The sequence below is a fragment of the Mesorhizobium sp. WSM4989 genome (assembly GCF_029625795.1).
Lineage (GTDB): Bacteria > Pseudomonadota > Alphaproteobacteria > Rhizobiales > Rhizobiaceae > Mesorhizobium.
This window is the reverse complement of the sequence record NZ_JARTVN010000001.1, coordinates 296551-315222: the sequence shown is the minus strand read 5'-3', so window position 1 is coordinate 315222 and position 18672 is coordinate 296551. Positions and strand designations below refer to the sequence as shown.

At 63.3% G+C, this 18672-nt stretch carries 18 protein-coding genes; 3 read left to right on the top strand and 15 right to left on the bottom strand.

What is annotated here, in order from left to right:
- The first annotated feature begins 178 nt into the window (after positions 1–178).
- Positions 179–703, top strand: a complete 525-nt coding sequence (locus P9217_RS01615) for an EF-hand domain-containing protein (RefSeq protein ID WP_278056690.1) — start codon at positions 179–181, stop codon at positions 701–703.
- 137 nt (positions 704–840) lie between these two features.
- Positions 841–1794, top strand: a complete 954-nt coding sequence (locus P9217_RS01610; protein WP_278086786.1) for an EamA family transporter — start codon at positions 841–843, stop codon at positions 1792–1794.
- A gap of 362 nt (positions 1795–2156) precedes the next feature.
- Here the strand turns inward: P9217_RS01610 and P9217_RS01605 are convergent, their stop codons facing one another.
- The 9 genes from P9217_RS01605 to P9217_RS01565 all read right to left on the bottom strand — a co-directional run bounded on the left by P9217_RS01605 (position 2157) and on the right by P9217_RS01565 (position 11770).
- Complete coding sequence (locus P9217_RS01605) at positions 2157–3155, bottom strand: 4-hydroxyproline epimerase (RefSeq protein WP_095801468.1); 999 nt, start codon at positions 3153–3155, stop codon at positions 2157–2159.
- A gap of 11 nt (positions 3156–3166) precedes the next feature.
- On the bottom strand, positions 3167–4027 hold the full coding sequence (locus P9217_RS01600) for an ABC transporter permease subunit (RefSeq protein WP_278086787.1): 861 nt from the start codon (positions 4025–4027) through the stop codon (positions 3167–3169).
- Positions 4024–4872 (bottom strand): ABC transporter permease subunit, encoded by an 849-nt coding sequence (locus P9217_RS01595; RefSeq protein ID WP_127240199.1) that lies wholly within the window; start codon positions 4870–4872, stop codon positions 4024–4026. Before P9217_RS01595 ends, P9217_RS01600 begins: the two co-directional genes overlap by 4 nt.
- Before the next feature lie 15 nt (positions 4873–4887).
- Complete coding sequence (locus P9217_RS01590; protein ID WP_127246718.1) at positions 4888–5979, bottom strand: glycine betaine/L-proline ABC transporter ATP-binding protein; 1092 nt, start codon at positions 5977–5979, stop codon at positions 4888–4890.
- Between the two features lie 77 nt (positions 5980–6056).
- Positions 6057–6908 (bottom strand): glycine betaine ABC transporter substrate-binding protein, encoded by an 852-nt coding sequence (locus P9217_RS01585; RefSeq protein WP_278086788.1) that lies wholly within the window; start codon positions 6906–6908, stop codon positions 6057–6059.
- 83 nt (positions 6909–6991) lie between these two features.
- The gene (locus tag P9217_RS01580; protein WP_278086789.1) at positions 6992–8323 is read right to left on the bottom strand and encodes an FAD-binding oxidoreductase; all 1332 of its coding nucleotides are present in this window, start codon (positions 8321–8323) and stop codon (positions 6992–6994) included.
- Positions 8320–9837: an aldehyde dehydrogenase gene (locus tag P9217_RS01575; protein WP_278086790.1), complete on the bottom strand. Its 1518-nt coding sequence runs from the start codon at positions 9835–9837 to the stop codon at positions 8320–8322. Before P9217_RS01575 ends, P9217_RS01580 begins: the two co-directional genes overlap by 4 nt.
- Entirely contained in the window at positions 9822–10742 is a 921-nt protein-coding gene (locus P9217_RS01570; RefSeq protein ID WP_095801463.1) for a dihydrodipicolinate synthase family protein, read from the bottom strand. Before P9217_RS01570 ends, P9217_RS01575 begins: the two co-directional genes overlap by 16 nt.
- Before the next feature lie 341 nt (positions 10743–11083).
- On the bottom strand, positions 11084–11770 hold the full coding sequence (locus P9217_RS01565; protein WP_067321755.1) for a GntR family transcriptional regulator: 687 nt from the start codon (positions 11768–11770) through the stop codon (positions 11084–11086).
- A gap of 205 nt (positions 11771–11975) precedes the next feature.
- On the opposite strand from P9217_RS01565, the gene P9217_RS01560 reads away from it, so the two are divergent.
- Positions 11976–12956 (top strand): GlxA family transcriptional regulator, encoded by a 981-nt coding sequence (locus tag P9217_RS01560; protein ID WP_066993111.1) that lies wholly within the window; start codon positions 11976–11978, stop codon positions 12954–12956.
- Between the two features lie 36 nt (positions 12957–12992).
- On the opposite strand, the gene P9217_RS01555 is transcribed toward P9217_RS01560, so the two are convergent.
- From P9217_RS01555 to P9217_RS01530, 6 genes are all read right to left on the bottom strand, one after another.
- A complete protein-coding gene (locus P9217_RS01555; RefSeq protein WP_082953756.1) occupies positions 12993–14153 on the bottom strand; it encodes an ABC transporter ATP-binding protein in 1161 nt (386 codons plus the stop codon).
- Complete coding sequence (locus P9217_RS01550) at positions 14146–15288, bottom strand: extracellular solute-binding protein (RefSeq protein ID WP_278086791.1); 1143 nt, start codon at positions 15286–15288, stop codon at positions 14146–14148. Before P9217_RS01550 ends, P9217_RS01555 begins: the two co-directional genes overlap by 8 nt.
- Positions 15285–16127 carry an ABC transporter permease gene (locus P9217_RS01545; RefSeq protein WP_082953755.1) on the bottom strand — a complete coding sequence of 281 codons (843 nt, stop codon included), beginning with the start codon at positions 16125–16127 and terminating at the stop codon, positions 15285–15287. The genes P9217_RS01550 and P9217_RS01545 overlap by 4 nt, the downstream gene beginning before the upstream one ends.
- A 13-nt stretch (positions 16128–16140) precedes the next feature.
- Positions 16141–17019: an ABC transporter permease gene (locus P9217_RS01540; protein WP_127239835.1), complete on the bottom strand. Its 879-nt coding sequence runs from the start codon at positions 17017–17019 to the stop codon at positions 16141–16143.
- Between the two features lie 267 nt (positions 17020–17286).
- A complete protein-coding gene (locus P9217_RS01535; protein ID WP_066993122.1) occupies positions 17287–17718 on the bottom strand; it encodes a hypothetical protein in 432 nt (143 codons plus the stop codon).
- A gap of 214 nt (positions 17719–17932) precedes the next feature.
- On the bottom strand, positions 17933–18655 hold the full coding sequence (locus tag P9217_RS01530; protein ID WP_278086792.1) for a haloacid dehalogenase type II: 723 nt from the start codon (positions 18653–18655) through the stop codon (positions 17933–17935).
- Between the last annotated feature and the right edge of the window lie 17 nt (positions 18656–18672).

Below are 18672 nucleotides of genomic sequence, written 5' to 3'. Positions count from 1 at the left end.
GAGCGATGGAGCTTGGCGGGATGTCGAAGTCCGTGTCACGCGCCTAGGAGCGCGCCGGCATTCTGCAGGCTCGAAACACTTCTTGGGCCGTCGGCGCTTCGCGCGGAACCATCGGATCGAGAGCAGGTTGGTTGTGCATCTCAGTTTGAGAGACAGTCACAGCTCAAGGGAGAACCCGATGAAACTTCCGTACAGAACCACAGCCGCCGCTGCTGCCTTGCTATTCATGACCTTCCCGGTCCTTGCCCAGACAAGTGCTACGCCGGAGCCCACGCCCATTCCGCAGAAGCCCGGACCGACCGCGACACCGGAAGCCAACGCCCAACCCGCAGGTCCGACGCGCGAGGTGATCCGCCAGATGATCGACGACGCGCTCCAGGAGAAGCTGCAGGAAGATCGTTCGGCTGAACAGGGACCCCGGCATGGCGGACGTTGGCACCGCGAAGACAGACAGGCGCGGCGCGACGGCGACAGAATGGCTGGCAGGCCTGATCGGATGGGACCGCGCATGATGCACCGCGCCCGTATGCAGGTCATGTTCGCGATAGTGGATGCCGACGGCGACGGCGCACTGTCGCAGGGCGAAGTTCAGGATATCGTCGGCAGGATCTTCAACGCCGCCGACGAGGATGGCGACGGCAGCCTCGACCTGGACGAGCTGCAGTCGTTCATGCATGGCTCCGGTGGCGGGCGCATGCGGTAGCGGCTCCGAAGCACATCCAGCCAGAGCGAGGCATCTTAGCCGCCGCTGTCCATGGAAGCGCATATATGTGACGGCCAGGGATTGAGATATATTGCCGCCATCCTTGGGCGCTGACGTTCTTTGAACGGGGGCATGACATGCAGGCGGTGCCGATAGCTCATCCGGCGGAACAGTCCGCCGCCGCCTCGGTACCTTCGCTCTCCGGCTATCCGGCCGCGGTGCTGTGCTGGCTGCTGTCGGCCGGCGTCTATATCGCGGCCAAATGGGTGGCGCCGGAAATGCCGCCCTGGGGACTCTGCTTCTGGCGGCTTGCGCTCGCCTGCGCCATCCTGCTGCCGATCGTGCATCGCCATCACGGCGCGATGATCGCGCTTCTCAAATCCCGGCCGCTGGAGATCGCCGCCGTCGGAGCGATCGGCCTGACGCTCTGCCAGGGCATGATCTACCGCGGCCTCGCCGACACCGACGCGACCACGGCCGGCATCATCATGGCGCTGTCTCCGGTCATGACGATGGTGCTCGCGCGTTTCGTGCTCGGCGAGCCGCTCGGGCTTCGGCAGGCGCTCGGCGCGGTGGTTGCGCTCGCCGGCATGCTGGTCATCGTCGCGCATGGCGACCTGACGGCGCTGCTCCAGCTCCAGTTCAATCTGGGTGAATTGTGGATCGTCGGCAGCGCGTTCTGCTGGGCGCTCTACACCGTGCTGGTGCGCCGGTCCAAATTCGGCATCGAGCTGTTGCCGCTGGTGGTGCTCCTGCTCGGCGCCGGCGCGCTCGTCGCCCTGCCTTTCCATCTGTGGGAACTGGTCAACGACGAGCGCTCCGCCTTGAACGCCCATGGCTGGCTCGCGCTCGCCTATCTGGCGGGCCCGGGCGGCGCCCTGATGTACTATCTCTACAATCGCAGCGTGGCGACGCTCGGCGCCAGCCGGGCGAGCATGCTGCTCTATCTGCAGACGATGTTCGTCGCCATCCTCGCCTATCTGCTGCTCGGCGAGAGCCTGCATGACTACGATCTCATAGGCGCCGCCTTCATCGTCGCCGGCATCGTGCTTGCCACGATGCTGAAGCCGCATGCGGCTCGCGTCGCCTAGCCCGGTCATGGCAAGTGCAAGGAAAGCGTGTACCGCATCGGCGCGGTCGATCTCCCATGCCCGATGTCCTTCGGGGTTCGAATGACACGGTCTGTCGACACCCTGACACGGGAGCGGCCCGGAGCCCTTGTGGGTTTGGTGGCGAAAGGCAAGGGCCACCGGGCCTAACCGGCGGGGACCTAGTACGGGGACTTCGCTAAGAGGGCACCGGCTGATAGAAATATGCGCTAATGCTAATACAATTGAAACGCATCCCTAAGGACGATGGCCAGACTGGCCAGCTTAGGTAAATATCGGCCGTGTGCTTCGCATGCTCGGCCATTCGGACGACCGAGGCCACGACAAGGCAGCGAAGCAAGCGCCTACCTGATCTGGAATCCGTGGGCCAACGGATCGCGGTCGTCCACGAAGATCGTATTGTGGCCAATAATTTGCGCCCATCCGCCGACGCTTGGCCGAATGCCTTTGAAAGGGCCAACGTCAACCTCCGCCTCGACACGGCCCTCGAAGACAGTGCCGATCAGGCTTTCCTGGCGGAAGCTGTCGCCGACTTTCAGGCGGCCCTTGCCGCGAAGTTGCGCCATGCGCGCCGACGTTCCCGTGCCGCCCGGCGAACGGTCGATCGCCTTGTCGCCGTAGAAGACCGCACCGCGGCCGTCGGCATCGCTGCCCAAGGGCTTGTCGCACCAGATGGCGTGGTGGACGCCGCTTATTCTCTCGTCCTCGGGGTGGGCCGGATTGCAGACAGTCGCCAACGCGTCGCGCAGACGCCGGCTGAGGTCGACGATGTCGCTGGCCGACATGCCCTCCAGACCCTGCCAGTTTTCCTGCGGCTCGACCACCGCGTAGAAATTGCCGCCATAGGCGATGTCGACCACGAGCCGGCCGAGCCCTGGAACATGGACGCCGACATCGGCCGCATGCAGATAACTGGCGACATTGAACATCCGCACGGAGTCCACGAATTCGCCCGGCTTCTCGTACTGGATGTCCACTCTTCCCGCCGGCGTCTCGATCGACAGCCTGCCCGGGATGCGCGGCGTAACGAGCCCTTCTTCCAGCGCCGCCGTAACCAGGCCGATCGTGCCGGCGCCGCACATCGGCAGGCAGCCGCTGACCTCGATGAAGATGACGGCGAAATCGCAGTCCTCGCGGTAGGCGGGATAGATGATGGCGCCCGACATGATGTCGTGGCCGCGCGGTTCGAACATCAGCGCCCGCCGGATCCAGTCATGCTCGCGCACGAAGAGCTCGCGTCGCTCGGCGATCGGGGCGTGCGGCAGCAAAGGTCCGCCGCCGGCGACCAGCCGAACCGGGTTGCCGCAGGTGTGGGCGTCGATGCAGAAGAAGCTGCGGCGCATGATCTCTCCGTTCAGGCAGGCTTGGCCGCACCGGGTGCCCGGCTGCGCTCCAGCGCGCCCCTCGACAGCCGGTCGAGGAAGATGGCGATCGCCACGATCGACAGGCCGGCCCGCAGGCCGAGCCCCATCTCCATGCGGGTCAATCCCCGCGTCACCTCCGCGCCGAGGCCGCCCGCTCCGACGAGGCCGGCCAGCACGACCATAGCCAGTGAGAGCAGAATGCACTGGTTGAGGCCGACCAGCAGGGTGGGCGTGGCGGAGGGGATTTCTATCTTAAACAGGATCGATCGCGGCGAAGCCCCGGTGGCCTGGCCAAGCTCCAGAAGATCCTTCGGCACCTGGTTGAAGGCGAGCGTCGTCAGGCGCAGCATCGGCGGTATGCCGTAGACGATCGTCGCGATGATCGCCGGCACGCGGCCGAGGCTGAAGATCATGACGGCTGGGATGAGATAGACCCAAGGCGGTACCGTCTGCATGATGTCCAGCACCGGCCGGATCGCGGCCTCGAAATTCTTGGAGCGCAATGCCAGGATGCCGAGCGGGAACGCAATCGACACCGAGATGATCACCGCCACCGTCACCAGCGCCAGCGTCTGCATCGACGCGGCCCAGAAGCCGGCCAGCAGGCAGAAGAGAAGCGCAACGGCCGTCACGACGGCAACCCTGGTGCCGACGAGAAAGAAGGCCAGAGCAACGGCCAAGACGATCGTCACATAGGCGGGCGGGTAGAGCAGGGCGACTTCGATGCCGCTGAGCACCGCCTCGATCAGTTTGGCCACGGCGTCGAAAAACGGATGGAAGTTGGTGTTCAGCCAATCCACCGCGGGGGCAAGATAACCTCCCGGCGAAAAGCGGAGCAGATCGAAATTCATCTTGCGCCTCCCTTGGCGCGGCTGGCCGCGCTTTGCGTGAGCCTGTCGAGCACCATGGTCAGTATGACGATGGCGATGGCGGCGTTGATAGAGGTTGCAATGTCGAGCGTGCGCACGGCCGAATAGATCGTCTCGCCGAGACCGCCCGAACCGACGATGCCGGCGATGACGACCATGCCGAAGGCCATCATCAGGCTCTGGTTGATCCCCGCCATGACGCTCGGGATGGCGAAGGGGAGCCTGATCTTGACGAACATCTGCCAAGGGGTCAGGCCGGTCGCGTGTCCCAGCTCCACGAATTCGCGCGGCGTCATTCGAATGCCCAGCGCAGTGAGCCGGATGGCAGGAGGCATCGCGACGATGAAAGTGGCCACGAGCGCGGTCGCCGGTCCGTAACCCAGCAGCGCGATCGCCGGAAGAAGATAGATGTAGGGTGGCAGCGTCTGGATCAGGTCGAGTATCGGCTCGAGGAAACGGTCGAACGCCCTGCCGAAACCCGCCACGATGCCGATCGGAATGCCGAAGAGCAGCGCCAATATGGTGGCGGTAATCACCAGGGCGAGCGTGCTCATGGTCTCGGCCCAGAGCCCCATGACCGCGCAGAAGACCAGGGCAAGCCCGGCGAGAACGCCGGCGAGGGCATTGATCAGTCGCCACGCGAGCAGCGCCGCGACCATCGCGATCAGGTAGAACGGTGCGAGCTGCAGCAGCCAGAGGACGCCGTCATAGGTTCCTTCAAGCCCGGCCCTCAGCGTTTCGAACAGCCAGTCGCCATTGTCGCTGATCCAGCCGAGAGCCGTGTCGGTCCAACTGTCGAACGTGTCGGTGATGGTCGAGATGTCCATAGTGCTCCTCCCGAGCTATGCCGCCACGAGTTCCCCCGCAGGCTTGCCGGCGACACCGCGCAGCAGGCCGCGGATGGTGACGACGCCGACGACCGTTTCGCCCTCGACCACCGCGACCGCATCGCGATCGGACTGGGTCGTGAGGTCGATGAGCGCGCCGATGTCGGCCTCGGGCGACGTTTGGGGCAGGGCGTTCACGTCGCTATGCGGTTGCGCACTCTTGTATTCGCCCACTGGCGTCATCACGGAGTGCGCCTTGACCAGGTGAATCCTGGAAATGCCCGCCACGAAATCGGAGACGTAATCGTCTGCGGGTTTTGTCACGATGTCTTCAGCCGTCCCGACCTGGACGATGACGCCGTCCTTCATGATAGCAATACGGTCGCCGATGCGGATGGCTTCCTCGAGATCATGCGTGATGAAGACCGCCGACTTGCCGAGCGACTTCGTCAGTTGCCGGAACTCGTCCTGCAACTGACGGCGGATGAGCGGGTCGAGCGCGCTGAAAGGCTCGTCCATGAGGATGATTTCCGGGTCTGCCGCCAAGGCTCGGGCGAGGCCCACGCGCTGCTGCATGCCGCCGGAAAGCTCCGAGGGATAGCGCGATGTCCAATCGGCGAGCCCGACCTTTCCGAGGGCAGCACGGGCGATCTTGTTGCGTTCTTCCTTGGCGACGCCGCGCACCTCGAGGCCGAAGCCGGCGTTTTCCAGAACCGTGCGGTGCGGCAGGAGCGCCACGCTTTGGAACACCATGCCGATATTGCGGGCGCGCATGTCGCGCAGCTCGGAGGCATTGAGTTTGGCGATCTCCTTTCCCTTGACCGTGATCTTGCCGAGGCTCGGCTCGATCAGGCGATTAAGCAGACGGATCAGCGTCGACTTGCCGCTTCCCGAGAGGCCCATGATGCAGAAGATCTCGCCGCGGCGGACCTGGAGGCTAGCGTCGGCAACACCGACCACGCAGTTGAACTCCTGCAGCACCTGCTTTTTGGAGAGCCCGCGCTCGGAGATCGCCTTGACCGCGGCCGAGGCGCGGCTCCCGAACACCTTCCACACGGATTTGCAGTCGACCAACACTTCGTTGGGGGCATTCACGGTCATGTTCATTGCCTTCCCCATGGGCCACCAAATGGCTATCGTGTTTGGAGGCGGGCAGCCGGTTCGGCGGCCCGCCGTTGGTGTGATTACTCGCCCTTGATGTTTTCCCAGCGCTTCAGGAGATCGGCGTGAGCGTCGGTCCAGGCCTTGACGGCTTCATCCATCTTCTTGCCGTCGCTGACCGCGCCGTTGATGGCGGTAATATCAGCGAGCGGCACATAGACCGAGGCGATGACCTCGCGGGCATGCGGATGGTCGGCCGAGAAGCCCTTCTTGGCAATCCAGTAGTAGCTCTGCGGCGGCGGGAAGATGCCCTTCGGATCCTTGAGGAATTTCACGGGATACTTCTGCATCATCCAGGACGGCTCCCAGATGGTGACGGCGATCCATTCCTTGCGGTCGACGGCCGACTTCAGCGCGGCGGTCATCGCGGCGGTGCTGCCTTCGACCAGCTGGAGCTTCAGGCCGTATTCCTTGACCGCATTGGCGGCGTCGCGCATCAGACCCGAACCCGGCTCGATGCCGACGATCTTGCCGCCGAACTTGTCGGCGTTGTCGTTGAGCTGCTCGGGCGAATCGATGGTCACGTAGTTCGGCACGGCGATCGCCTGGTAGAGGCCGTGCGAAACCGGAGAGATCTTCTCGAGGCGCTTCTTGTTCTTGTCCCAGTAGTCCTGCGCGACATAGTCCGTCTGCGAGGCGAGCAGTTGAATGTCGCCCTTGGTCAATGCGGCGTAGGCGATGCCCCATTCGGAAAAATCGACCACCTTGACGGTGTAGCCGGCGTCCTCAAGCACCTTCTTGGTGATGCCTGTGATGGGGGTGAGATCCTCCCACGACATCGTGCCAACGGTGATTGTCTTTTCTTCCGCCTGAGCGGACAGCATGGTCATCCCGACCATCGCGGCAGCGCAGAGCGCTTTCCACAACGTCTTCATGTTTCCTCACTCCTTAGTTTCCGTTTCCATTCCCGTTCGAAGACTTCGCGGTCTGCTCGGTCTTCACATTGCGCGGCGAGAACTCATCCCTCGCGGCCAGCACGCAATTCCTGCAAACGGATCACCGTGTTGATGCCCATCCACGCGAACGGTTCGGGAGGAAGCCGCGCGGGTTGGGGTTGATCCGCATATTTGTCGAGCATGTTCGACCGGGTGCCGGTCGCGAGATCCGCGGCCATGATGCCCGCGAGCGTGCTTTTCACGGTCCCAAGGCCGTTCTCGCAGCACGCCGAATAAAGGCCGTCTTCGATCTCGCCGAAGGCGGGCACGTGGTTGCGGCTGAGGCAAAGCCGTCCGGCCCAGACATGTTCGAACGGCACATCCTTGAGGTCCGGAAACCTGGCATCGAGTGATGCCCGCTGCTCGGCGGCGATGCCGGCCAAGCGCTTCTCGCTGACCCGCACGGGCCAGTCATAGGTGAACCGGGTCCGGATCACGATCCGCGAGAGCCCGTCGCTGGTTATCTTCCGGACCGTGGCGCCCATCGGATCGGCCGGCAGCAATGCCCACCGGTCCTTGCCCGTCGACTTCGCGGTGAATGGGGCGGTCATCGATGCATAGGTGAAGATGTGCATCAGGCGGCCACGGAAGTAACCGAAATCGTCGATATGGCCGTTGACGCCAAGGATGACTTTCGGCGCGGTGACGCTTCCGGTGCGCGACACCGCCTTCCAGGCTCTTCCGGCCCGGGTGAGCTTGAGCACCGGCGAGTGCTCGAAGATGTCGACCTTCGGTGCGAGCCCCGCCGCGAGCCCCCGGATATAGTCGGCAGGCTGGATCATCACGGCGCCGGGCGTGTAGAGGCCGCCGAGATAGTAGGACGACCCGATGATTTCCCGCATGTCGCTCGCGTCGAGGAAGCGATGCTCTTCGCCGATCGTCTTGAGCGAGCGGCCGTAATTGGCATTGAGTGTCATGCCGCGTTCGGTCGCCGCGGCATTGATCTTGCCCGAGGGATCGAAGGTGCGCGCGGACATTGCGTATTCCGCGGCCGCCTCGGCGGCGAAAGCGATCGCGAAGCGATTCTCGGCGATCTCCGCCTTTGTTTCGGCCTCACCGGCGACAGAATATTCGCCCGACGACAAATTGTGCGGGGTGTCGATCATATAGCCGGAATTCCGGCCGGCGGGACCTTTGGCGACCTCTCCGGCTTCCAGCAGGACGATCCTGTCGCCCGGCCGAAGCTTTGCGAGCCGCCGGGCGGCGGAGAGGCCGGCGAAGCCGCCGCCGATGATCAGCCAGTCGGCCTTGATGTCGCCGTCGAGCGTGCGGACGGGGAAGCAGCGTCTGCTGATCGCCTCCCAGCCAGAGATTCCGGATTCAGCCGGAAGCCGCTTGACAACGAGATCGCTCACCGGACGGTCTCATCGACCGAACGGTCCGAAACGTCGATCCAGACCGTCTTCAGTTCGCAGTAATTGTCATGCGCGAAGACCGACTTGTCGCGCCCGCCGAAGCCGGATTCCTTGTAGCCGCCGAACGGTGTCGTCGCGTCGCCTTCGCCGAAGCAGTTGACCGTGACGACGCCGGCGCGGATCTCGCGGGAGAGCTTGATCGCCTTGCGCAGGCTCCCCGTGTAGACGGACGCGGTCAGGCCGTAATTCGTGTCGTTGGCGAGCGCGATCGCCTCGCCCAGCGAGTTGAACGTCGTCACCGACAGGATCGGCCCGAAAATTTCCTCCTGGAAGAGGCGGCTCGCAGGGGTGACACCGTCGACGACGGTCGGCTCGATATAGGCGCTCTTATGCGTGGCGCCGCCATGGGCGACCGAGAGCTTTTCGGTCTTAACGTCGCCGAGGAAGGATTTCACCTTCTCGAAATGGGTCTTGCTGACCAGCGCGCCGATGCGGTTTTCAGGGTCGAGCGGATCGCCAGTCTTCCAATCGCGCATATAGGCGCCGATCCGCTCAAGCAGCTCGTCCTTGATCTTGGCGTCGACGATGAGCCGCGAGGTGGCCGAGCAGTTCTCGCCCATGTTCCAGAACGCGCCGTTGACCACCTGTTCGGCGACGAGATCGAGGTCTTCGGCGTCGTCGAGAACCACGGCCGGGTTCTTGCCGCCGCATTCCAGCACGACGCGCTTGAGGTTGGAGTCGGCCGCGTAGCGCAGGAAACGGCGGCCGGTCGGCGTCGATCCGGTGAAGGCCACCATGTCGACGCCCATATGCATGCCGATCGGTTCGCCGACCTCCTTGCCACCGCCCGGCACGACATTGAAGACGCCGGCCGGAATGCCGGCCTCATGGGCGAGCTCCGCGACACGCAGCGTGGTCAGCGTCGTCTCCTGGGCAGGCTTGACGATGACCGAGCACCCGGCCGCGAGCGCCGGGCCGATCTTCCAGGCCAGCATCAGCAGCGGAAAGTTCCACGGCAGGACGCAGCCGACGACGCCGACCGGTTCGCGCACGACCATGGTCAGCGCCTTCGAGCCAACGGGCGCGGTGTTGTCGTAGAGCTTGTCGATCAGCTCGGCATGCCAGCGGATGGTATGGATCGTGTCCGGCACATCGACGGTCTGGCATTCGCGGATCGGCTTGCCGCTGTCGAGGCTCTCCATGACCGCGAGTTCGTGGCGGTTGCGCTCCAGAAGCTTGGCGAATTCGAGCAGGACGGTCTTGCGCTCGCCAGGCGCGAGATGCTGCCAGCGGCCGTCGTCGAAGGCCTCCCTGGCCTTGGCCACAGCGAAGTCGACATCGCTGGCATCGCAGGCCGCGATGTCGGCAAGCACCTCGCCGGTCGCCGGATTGGTCGTCCTGAAGGTCTTGCCGGAATTCGCCGGACGGAAGGCTCCATCGATGAAGGCATTGGTCGGGAATTGAATCTCGGCGGCGAGCGCCTTGTATTCGGCGGCGGTCAAAGGCTCATGCATTGGTTTGCTCCCGACGTGATCTGGGCGACCGTCCGCTTCAGCGTGGCGACGACAGTCTGGAGGGATCGCTTTTCTTCCGAATTGAGAGGCCGCAGCGGAGCGCGCACGCCGCCTGCCTTCAGGCCGATCAACTCGCATCCATGCTTGATCGACTGGACGAACTTGCCGCATTCGAGAAAGTCCATCAGCGGCAGCATCGCGCTCATGATGGCGCGGCCCTTGTCGAAGTTCTTTTCGAGCACGCAGGCCTCGTAGAGCGCGACGTGCTCGCGCGGCAGGAAGTTCGAGCCGGCGCAGACCCAGCTCCTGGCGCCCCAGGCGAAGAATTCCAGCGCCTGGTCGTCCCAGCCGCAGGAAAGCGAGATGTGCGGGAACTTGCGGGCAAGCCGGTGCAAATTGCCCATTTCGCCGGAGCTTTCCTTGATGGCGACGACGTTGCGGGATTTGCCGACGCGCGAGAAATACTCCTCGCCCATCATCACGCCCATGCGGGCCGGATAGTTGTAGAGCATGATCGGAAGGTTGGCCGCGCGGTCGACGGTGAGCGCATGAACCGCGTTCTCGCGCTCCGTCGGCAAGGCATATGGCGGCGACGAGACGAGGATCGCGTCGGCGCCGATCTCCTTCGCCGCCTTGGCGTATTCGACCGAATCTTCGGTCCTGGTAGCGCCTGTGCCGATGACCAGCGGAAGGCGGGTGCCGATCACCTGCTTGGCATAGGCACCGAGCTCGAAGCGCTCCTGGGCGCTTTGGGCATAATATTCACCGGTCGATCCACCAACGATGATGCCGTGCACCTTGGCTTCGATGAGTGACTCGAGAACGTCGGCGAAGGCCGCGTTATCGATCTGACCGTCCGGACCGATCGGCGTCACCGCCGGCGTGTAGATGCCCTCAAACTTCAAGACATTTCTCCATCGATGGAGTGGCCGTTTCGACCAATGCGTCATTCGGCAAAACGGAGGCCATCCGCGAATTCCCAAGCGGGGATTCGCAGCGCTCGAAACCGGTTGATCGCGTTTGATAACGCGCAAGATTGCACGTCAGCATCCGAGAGTCAACAGATTGTATAATTTACGTACACATAAAAAATATGGCACGAATACAATTCTGGGGAGCGCGCCCGTCGCGCATTTGCGGATATGGAGCAGGTATTCGGTGGCGTCGCCGCAGTTTCGCTGCCGGCACCGGGCCCGGCAGCAGGCGTTCTTCCTATCCCGGCCGCAGTCGCTTTCCTAAGCTGCCGTCAGTTATCGCCGACCAGCGCGTCCGCCTTCATTCCCTGCGGCGCGATGAACATTTCCATGTTCTCGCGCGACAGTTCCCAGTGCTCGAACACCAGGTCGACGACGGCATCCTCGTCATGCGCGCCGATGGCCGAGATGAAGCCGTCATGATGTTCGACCGCCGTCTGCAGCCGCTTGCGCATGTCGTCATTGCGTGGGCGGAAGAAGGTATGGCCGATGCGGGCGTGGTCGATCAGCAGCCTGCCGAGGCTGGGCTGAAGATAGGCGTTCGCAGACATCTCGCCGATGATCTCGTGAAACCTGTTGTTCTCGACCACCATGGAAAGCGCGTCACCCGACTTGCTGGCGGCGCGGAAACGCTCCTGCGTGTCCTTCAGGTCCACCATCTGCGAAGGCTTGAAATTCTGCACGGCCAGCCGGCCGATGGCGGCGTAGACCATGGGGGCGACCAGGAAGAATTGCCGAAGGGTCGAATGGTTCATCGGTACGACCCTGGCGCCCCGGTTCGCGCGGATCTCGATGTAACCTTCGCCCTCCAGCCGCCGGAAGATTTCCCTGACCGGGGTCCGCGACAGGCCATAGCGCTCGCTCAGCGCCACCTCGTCCAAATCCTCGTCAGGATCGAGTTCCATTGTCAGGATGCGACGCTTCAGATCGTCATAGAGACTGCCCTTGCTTCCCTTCATGGCGCACCTTCGGAATCGTCCTTGCCAATCGACATACCTGGCAATTGGAAGAGTCGCATGCGCTTGCAAGTGAGTCAACGGATTGTATTTTCTTGGTACACAATATATGACGAGATGGATCGGCTGGCTCGCCTCAAATGACAGCCCGGACGGCGATCTTGTCTGAATGAGCCTCGGATAACTCAAGGGACAGGTCCCGCAAAGCATGGCCAAGAAGTTTGCGTTTCTCCTGGTGCGCGATTTCACTTTGTCGCCGCTGTCGCTTTTCATCGACACGCTGCGGCTCGCCGGCGATGAGGGCGATCGCAGCCGCAGGGTGGAGTTCGACTGGCAGATCGTCGGCGAGCGCGGCCTGCCGATCCGGGCGAGCTGCGGCGTCGAATTGCTGCCGACCAAGGCGATCGGCAATCCGGAGGATTTCGACAACGTCGTCGTGGTTGGAGGTCTGCTCGACACCAACCGCAATCTCAGCGCTGAAAAGGAGGCCTTCCTTCTGCGGGCCGCCGACAAGGGCGTGCCGATAACCGCGCTGTGCACGGGAAGCTTCGTGCTGGCCCGCTATGGCTTGCTGGACGGCTACAGTGCCGCCGTCAGCTGGTTCCACATCAAGGATTTTCGCGCCGAATTCCCCGATGTGAATGCGCATGCCGACAGCCTCTATTCCGTCGACCGCGGCCGCGCGACATGCGCCGGCGGCACCGGCGCGGCAGACCTTGCCGGTTATTTCGTGTCGCAATTCATCGGTCAGAAGGCGGCGGAAAAGGCCGCCAAGATCCTCGTGCTCGATCGCATCCGCAACATCCGGGACGTGCAGCCCGTCGGCGATCTGTTTCCCGAAGCGTCGAGCCGTGCGGTGAAACGGGCCTTGCTGCTGATGGAAAGCAGCCTGCAGGAAAAGATATCGGTCACCGAGATCGCAAGCCGGTTGAATTGCTCCCGGCGCCAGCTCGAGCGTCTTTTCGCGACCGAGCTGGGCACAAGCCCGATGGCCGCGTACCTGGCGCTCCGGGTTCACTACGCCAAGTCGCTGCTGGAAGGCAGCGACCTGCAGATAGGCGACATCGCCTACAGATGCGGCTTCGAAAATGCCGGGCACTTCAGCCGGGTATTTCGCCAGCACACCGGCATCACGCCGACCAACCTCAGGCATCCAGGCCGCTTGGCTGCTCAAGCGGCGAAGCAGTGAATTCCTGAAGGCCGATGCGAACAGGGGCTTAGTAGGCTACGAAATCCGCTGCCCGTTCTCGTCGAGCAAAACACAGCTGCTCGGATCGAATCCGACCTCGATGGTCTCGCCCTCCCGGACGATGCGGCCGTTGATCGGCGCGTTGGCGCGGATGCTCGTCTTGCCGCCGAAGTCGATCTCGTAAATGGCGCTGCCGCCGAGATAGGAGGTCGAGACGACGCGGCCGGAGAGCTGGTTGGTGCCGGCTGCGGCACCGACCGACAATTTCTGCGGCCGCACCACCACGGTGACCTTGCTGCCCGGCGCCAGCGGCCGCGGCGACGTTACATGGACGGTCTGGCCGGCGGCAAGCGTCACCGCTATCTGCCCGTCGGATCTGCTGACGGTGCCGGCAAGCATGTTGGCCTTGCCGAGGAAATCGGCGACGAAGGCGGTGGCGGGCCGCTCATAGACTTCCTCCGGCGTGCCGATCTGCTCGACCGAGCCGGCGTTCATCACCACGATGCGGTCCGACATGGAGAGCGCTTCTTCCTGGTCGTGGGTGACGAAGATGGCGGTGATGCCGGTTGCCTTCTGGATCTTCTTGATCTCGACGCGCATCTCCTCGCGCATGTTGGCGTCGAGCGCCGACAGCGGCTCGTCGAGCAGCAGCACCTGCGGTTCGAAGACGATGGCCCGCGCCAGCGCGATGCGCTGCTGCTGCCCGCCCGACAATTGCGAGGGCAGCTTCTTCTCGCTGCCCGGCAGCCGCACCATGTCGAGCGCCTGGCCGACCCTGCGCGCGATCTCGGGCTTCGGCACGTTGCGATACTTCAGGCCGAAGGCGACATTGTCGAACACGCTCTTGTGCGGGAACAGCGCGTAGCTCTGGAACACCAGGCCGATGTTGCGCTTGTAGATCGGCACGTCGTCGACCCGCCGCCCATCGATCATGATCTGGCCGCCCGAAATGTCGACCAGCCCGGCGATGGAGCGCAGGATCGTAGTCTTGCCGCAGCCCGACGGCCCAAGCAGGGTGACGAAACTGCCCTTGCGGATCGACAGCGAGAAGTCGCGCACAGCGACGAACTTGCCATAGGCGATGTCGATGTCGCGGAACTCGACCGCCGGCTGCTCCGCACTCATGTTGGGAGCTGTGCCGGGTGCCCCGGCCGAGACCGGCCGGGGGCTGAGTGACGCTTGGCTTCTGTCAGGCACCTTTCGCGATCCTGTCCCACTGCTTGGTCCAGGCGTCCTCGTTGGTCGCCCAGTAGACCGGATCGGCGAAGGTCAGCGCCTTCATCGAGCCGGTCTTGTCGAAAGCCGGCAGCTTCTCGATCTTCTCGGTTAGCTTCACCTTGGTCGGGTCGAGCGACGGCGGGTAGCTCTGGCCCTCGGCCACCGCGATCGAGGTCGCCGGATCGAGCATGAAGTTGATCAGCTCTTCGCATTCGGTCATCGGCGAGCCTTTCAGGATCAGCATGTCCTCCATCCAGGCATAGGAGCCCGCCGGATCGAGATAGCCGATCGGATGGCCCTGATCCTGCAGGGCGGCGACGCGGCCCGACCAGGCGTCGGTCACCACGATCTCGCCCTTGGACAACAGGTCCATCAGTTCCGCGCCGGAGCTCCAGAATTTCTTGGCGAGGTCGCGCGTCTCGCGCACCTTGGCCCAGATCGTATCCATGTCCTTGATGTTGTTGGGATCCTGTCCGGTGGCCAAAGCCGCGTACCAGACGCGGGTGGTCATGTCGGCATAGCCGCCGACCTTGCCGGCGTATTTCTTGTCGAGCAGCAGGCCGGCACCCTTTTCCTTCGCCTCCTCGGGCGAGATCACCTTGGTGTTGTAGGCGATGCCGGTGGTGCCGTAGTCGTAGGGCACCGCCGAGAGCTTTGGCGTCAGCTTGCGGAACGGCTCGATCATCGGCTGCAGCACATTCGCCATGTTGGGAATGTTGGCCTCGTTGATCTCCGAGTTCATGCCGGCATTGACGTATTTGATGTAGTAGTTGACGCCGGACGAATGCACGATCTGGAAGTCGCCTGGCTTCGCCGTCTTGATCTTGGTGATGATCTCGTTCTCGTCGCCGAACGTGCCCTGGACCACCTTGATCTTGGTCTTGGCTGTGTAGGGCTGGAAGGCGTATTTGTCGATCGCCTCCTGCACGGTTCCGCCCCAGCCGTCGAAGCGCACCTGCTCGACCGCGGCGAGCGCGCGGCTCATCCACGGCATGGAGAGGCCCGCCGAGGCCGCGGCGACGGCGGTCAGGCTCAGAAAGGTGCGGCGGCTCAAATCGCCGTTCACGTAGCGGTCATGCAGCCGTTCCAGCCGTTTGGTGGTGGATAGTTTCATTTTGCTTCCTCCTTTGGTTCGCCTCGTCTTCTCAATTTTGTCAGGCTTTGCATGAGAATGCCGCCAATCAGCGGGATGCCGACGGTCACCAGGATCATGACCGTGCCCAGCGCATTGATCTCCGGGCTGATCGAAATCTTCAGCATCGAAAGGATTTGGGTAGGCATGGTCTCGACGCCGGCCGGCCGCCAGAACAGGCTGGCCGAGGTGTTGTCGAACGAGATGGTGAAGGCGAGCAGCGCGCCGGCAACGACCGCCGGGATGAGCAGCGGCAGCGTGATCTCGCGGAAGGACGAGAAGCGCGAGGCGCCGAGCGAAAGCGCGGCCTCCTCATAGACGCGCCGGATGCCCACCATGCGCGCCTGGGTGATCAGCACCACATAGGGCACGGCGAGCAGAATATGGCCGAGCACCAGGAGGAGCAACGTTCGCGGCTGGTCGACCGCCTTGATCAGCACCAGGAGGCCGACGCCCAGAATGGTTTCGGGCACCAGCGCCGGCAGGATCACCAGCGTGCTCAGCGTCTGCTTGCCGGGGAACTCGAAACGCACCAGCGCGAACGAGGTGACGACGCCGATCGCCGTGGTGGCGGCCGCAGTGACCAGGGCGATCCACAGCGACGTTCGGAACGCGGCCAGCACCGCCTCATTGGCCATCAGCTTGCCGTACCATTGCAGCGAAAAGCCGGTCATCGGGAAGCCGCCGAACATCGAGGCGTTGAACGACAGGATGACGGTCGCCGCAATCGGCGCGAACATGAAGATGTAGACGCAGAGCGTGACGAAGCCAGTCAGCCGCCAGGCCCATCTGCCTTCCTCTTTCCGGCGTGCAGGCTTCATCCGCCCAATCCCCTCATCCTCCAAGGCCTTTGACGATCTGCGACATGCCCATGTAGCGGGTGTAGATGGCGGCGAAGAAACCGAGCACGACGAACAGCACGATCGAAAGCGTGGCGCCCATCGGCCAGTTCAGCTCGCTCATGATGGTGTCGTAGATCAGATTGCCGAACAGCGCGTCGCGGCCCGAGCCCAGAAGCTGCGGCGTCACATAGCTGCCGGCGGCAAGCACGAAGCAGAGCAGCAGGCCGGCCGCGAGGCCGGGCAACGAAAGCGGCAGCGTCACCTCGCGAAACGCCTGCGCACTGGTGCAGCCCATCGAGCGGGCTGCCGCAATCAGCGTGCGGTCGATGCTTTCCAGGCTGACATAGACGTTGAGGATCATGTAGGGCAGCAGGAAATGCAGCAGCCCCATGATCACCGCGCCCTCGGTGTAGAGCATCGGCAGCGGCTCGCTGACAATGCCCAACTTTATGAGCGCCACGTTGATGACGCCCTGTTCGCCGAGAATGTTGATCCAGGAAAAGGTGCGGATGGTGAAGCTGATCCAGAACGGCACGATGAGCAGGAGAAGCAGCAGCCACTTGTGCCTGAAGCTCGTCGCCCAGATGAAATAGGCCGGAAAATAGCCGAGCACGCCGCAGAGCAGCGCGGTGATGGCGCCGACCCGCAGCGTCTTAAACAGGAAGCCGTGATAGTAGCTGTCGGTGAGGAATTCGTGCCAGTTCGCGGTTGTCAGCGCGCTGGTTTCCACGCCGGCGGTGACGAAGGTGAAGAAGGTGTAGACCGACATCACGGCGATCGGCAGCACCAGGAAGAAGATCAAGAGCAGCAGCACCGGCGCGATAAGCATCCAGGCCAGCCGTGGATCATACAAGGTCCATCGATTTTTCATGCGCACCCGAAGGTCCGCGCTTTCTTTGAAGCGCTTCTGTTCCCGCAGCTCAGATTGGGTGATTGGGAGCGCGATGTCTACAGGCGGCGATTGAGCCAGAGAGCCTCCGACTGTTGGCGATCGCGTCGTGCCGTGCCTCCACGCAAACAGTCCAGGCAAGCAAGGGAAAGGGCCCGACATCGGGCCCTTCCCATTCTACCGGACACTCGGTGCGGCTGGATCAGGTAGCGCCAATTGGCGGAGGGAATGACCGCTTTGACCGCCCCCTTATTTCAGCCCAATGGTCATGCCGCTGAGATCGGCGTTGATCTGCAGGCCTACCTGCCGGCCTGTGAGCTGGAGCTCGGCGCCCTTGTCGTTGGTCATGACGATCACCTGAGCGCCTCTGCCGAGCGCGCCGCCGCCGCCCGCTGCGCCGTACACTCCCGCCACGTCGCGGGCGCGGCGAATGTGGCGCACTGTGCCTTTGAAATAGGTCTTGGAAGCCCCGAAGGCGAGGCCGCCCGAGATGCCCCCGATCGAGATGGGATAGTTGCGACCACGGAAGGTCAGCGTCCCTTCGCCGCCGGCGCCGCCGATGAAGAAGGCCGCCTTATAGATGGAGAAGCGGATCGTGCCGCTGTCGGCGTGAGCAGCGCTGGCAAAGCTCACGCCGACAGCGGCGATGACCGCAATCGCGGCTGAACGAATTCTGGACATGGTGAGACTCCTCGAAAGCGCCGATTGCCCAACCGGCAGGGCACGTCAGCGTTGTATGAAACGATAGCTGAACAGTCTCGCAGGTCTTTTGGTTCCAAGGCTGGCGGATTGAATCCGGTTGCGAGAGGACGCCACGAAAGCAGGCGGCGTAGCGTCGTGTAGCTATCTCGGGGTCTCATCGGCTCGGTCAGCGCCTCCTCCGCGCGCTGCGGACTCAGGCGCCCAATTCTTGCCTGTGCGCCTTGACGAGGTCGGCCATGCTGTCGAAGCGGAAATCTACATTTGGCATATCGCCGGGGTGCATCGTGGCGCCGAAGCCCTGGTCGGCATGACGGCGATAGATCCAGCACGATGCCAGGCCGACGCGATTGGCGGGAGCGTGATCATGGAACATGCTTTCGGCCGTGTGCAGGACTTGGCTTTTCTCCACCCCGATCGTCGCCAGCTTTTCGAGCATATAGTCGAAGTTGCGGGCGGAGGGCTTGTAGGAGCCGATGTCCTCTGCCGTGTATATCGCGTCGAAGTCGACGCCGAGCTTCTTGTTGCTGAACGAAAAGCTCTTGTTGTCGACGTTGGAAAGGATGATCAGCTTGTAGTGCTGCTTGAGATACCGCAAGGCTTCCGCCGAGTCGGCAAAGGCCGGCCAATCCTTCACGCTTTCGCCATAGGCGATGCATTCCTCCGCGGTGGCGACGACGCCCCATTCCTCGGCAAGCCGCTTGTAGACGATCGGCAGAAGGTCGCGGTAGCGTCTTGCCGGAGTCCAGTTCTGCTGGCTGGATTCGTGCCGGGCATGCGCCTCGAGGATTTCGTCGCGGCTCAAACGGCCGCCGGCGCGCTCTGTCAGCGGCTTCAGGCCCTCGATCATGCCGGATTCCCAGTCGATGAGCGTGCCGTAGCAGTCGAAGGTCAGGGCCTTGAAATCGGTCAGCTTCATGGATTGCACTCCTTGTT

Coding starts and splice junctions, on each gene's coding strand:
- P9217_RS01615 (WP_278056690.1), top strand. CDS start 179: ATGAAACTTCCGTACAGAACCACAGCCGCCGCTGCTGCCTTGCTATTC.
- P9217_RS01610 (WP_278086786.1), top strand. CDS start 841: ATGCAGGCGGTGCCGATAGCTCATCCGGCGGAACAGTCCGCCGCCGCC.
- P9217_RS01605 (WP_095801468.1), bottom strand. CDS start 3,155: ATGCGCCGCAGCTTCTTCTGCATCGACGCCCACACCTGCGGCAACCCG.
- P9217_RS01600 (WP_278086787.1), bottom strand. CDS start 4,027: ATGAATTTCGATCTGCTCCGCTTTTCGCCGGGAGGTTATCTTGCCCCC.
- P9217_RS01595 (WP_127240199.1), bottom strand. CDS start 4,872: ATGGACATCTCGACCATCACCGACACGTTCGACAGTTGGACCGACACG.
- P9217_RS01590 (WP_127246718.1), bottom strand. CDS start 5,979: ATGAACATGACCGTGAATGCCCCCAACGAAGTGTTGGTCGACTGCAAA.
- P9217_RS01585 (WP_278086788.1), bottom strand. CDS start 6,908: ATGAAGACGTTGTGGAAAGCGCTCTGCGCTGCCGCGATGGTCGGGATG.
- P9217_RS01575 (WP_278086790.1), bottom strand. CDS start 9,837: ATGCATGAGCCTTTGACCGCCGCCGAATACAAGGCGCTCGCCGCCGAG.
- P9217_RS01565 (WP_067321755.1), bottom strand. CDS start 11,770: ATGAAGGGAAGCAAGGGCAGTCTCTATGACGATCTGAAGCGTCGCATC.
- P9217_RS01560 (WP_066993111.1), top strand. CDS start 11,976: ATGGCCAAGAAGTTTGCGTTTCTCCTGGTGCGCGATTTCACTTTGTCG.
- P9217_RS01550 (WP_278086791.1), bottom strand. CDS start 15,288: ATGAAACTATCCACCACCAAACGGCTGGAACGGCTGCATGACCGCTAC.
- P9217_RS01545 (WP_082953755.1), bottom strand. CDS start 16,127: ATGAAGCCTGCACGCCGGAAAGAGGAAGGCAGATGGGCCTGGCGGCTG.
- P9217_RS01540 (WP_127239835.1), bottom strand. CDS start 17,019: ATGAAAAATCGATGGACCTTGTATGATCCACGGCTGGCCTGGATGCTT.
- P9217_RS01535 (WP_066993122.1), bottom strand. CDS start 17,718: ATGTCCAGAATTCGTTCAGCCGCGATTGCGGTCATCGCCGCTGTCGGC.
- P9217_RS01530 (WP_278086792.1), bottom strand. CDS start 18,655: ATGAAGCTGACCGATTTCAAGGCCCTGACCTTCGACTGCTACGGCACG.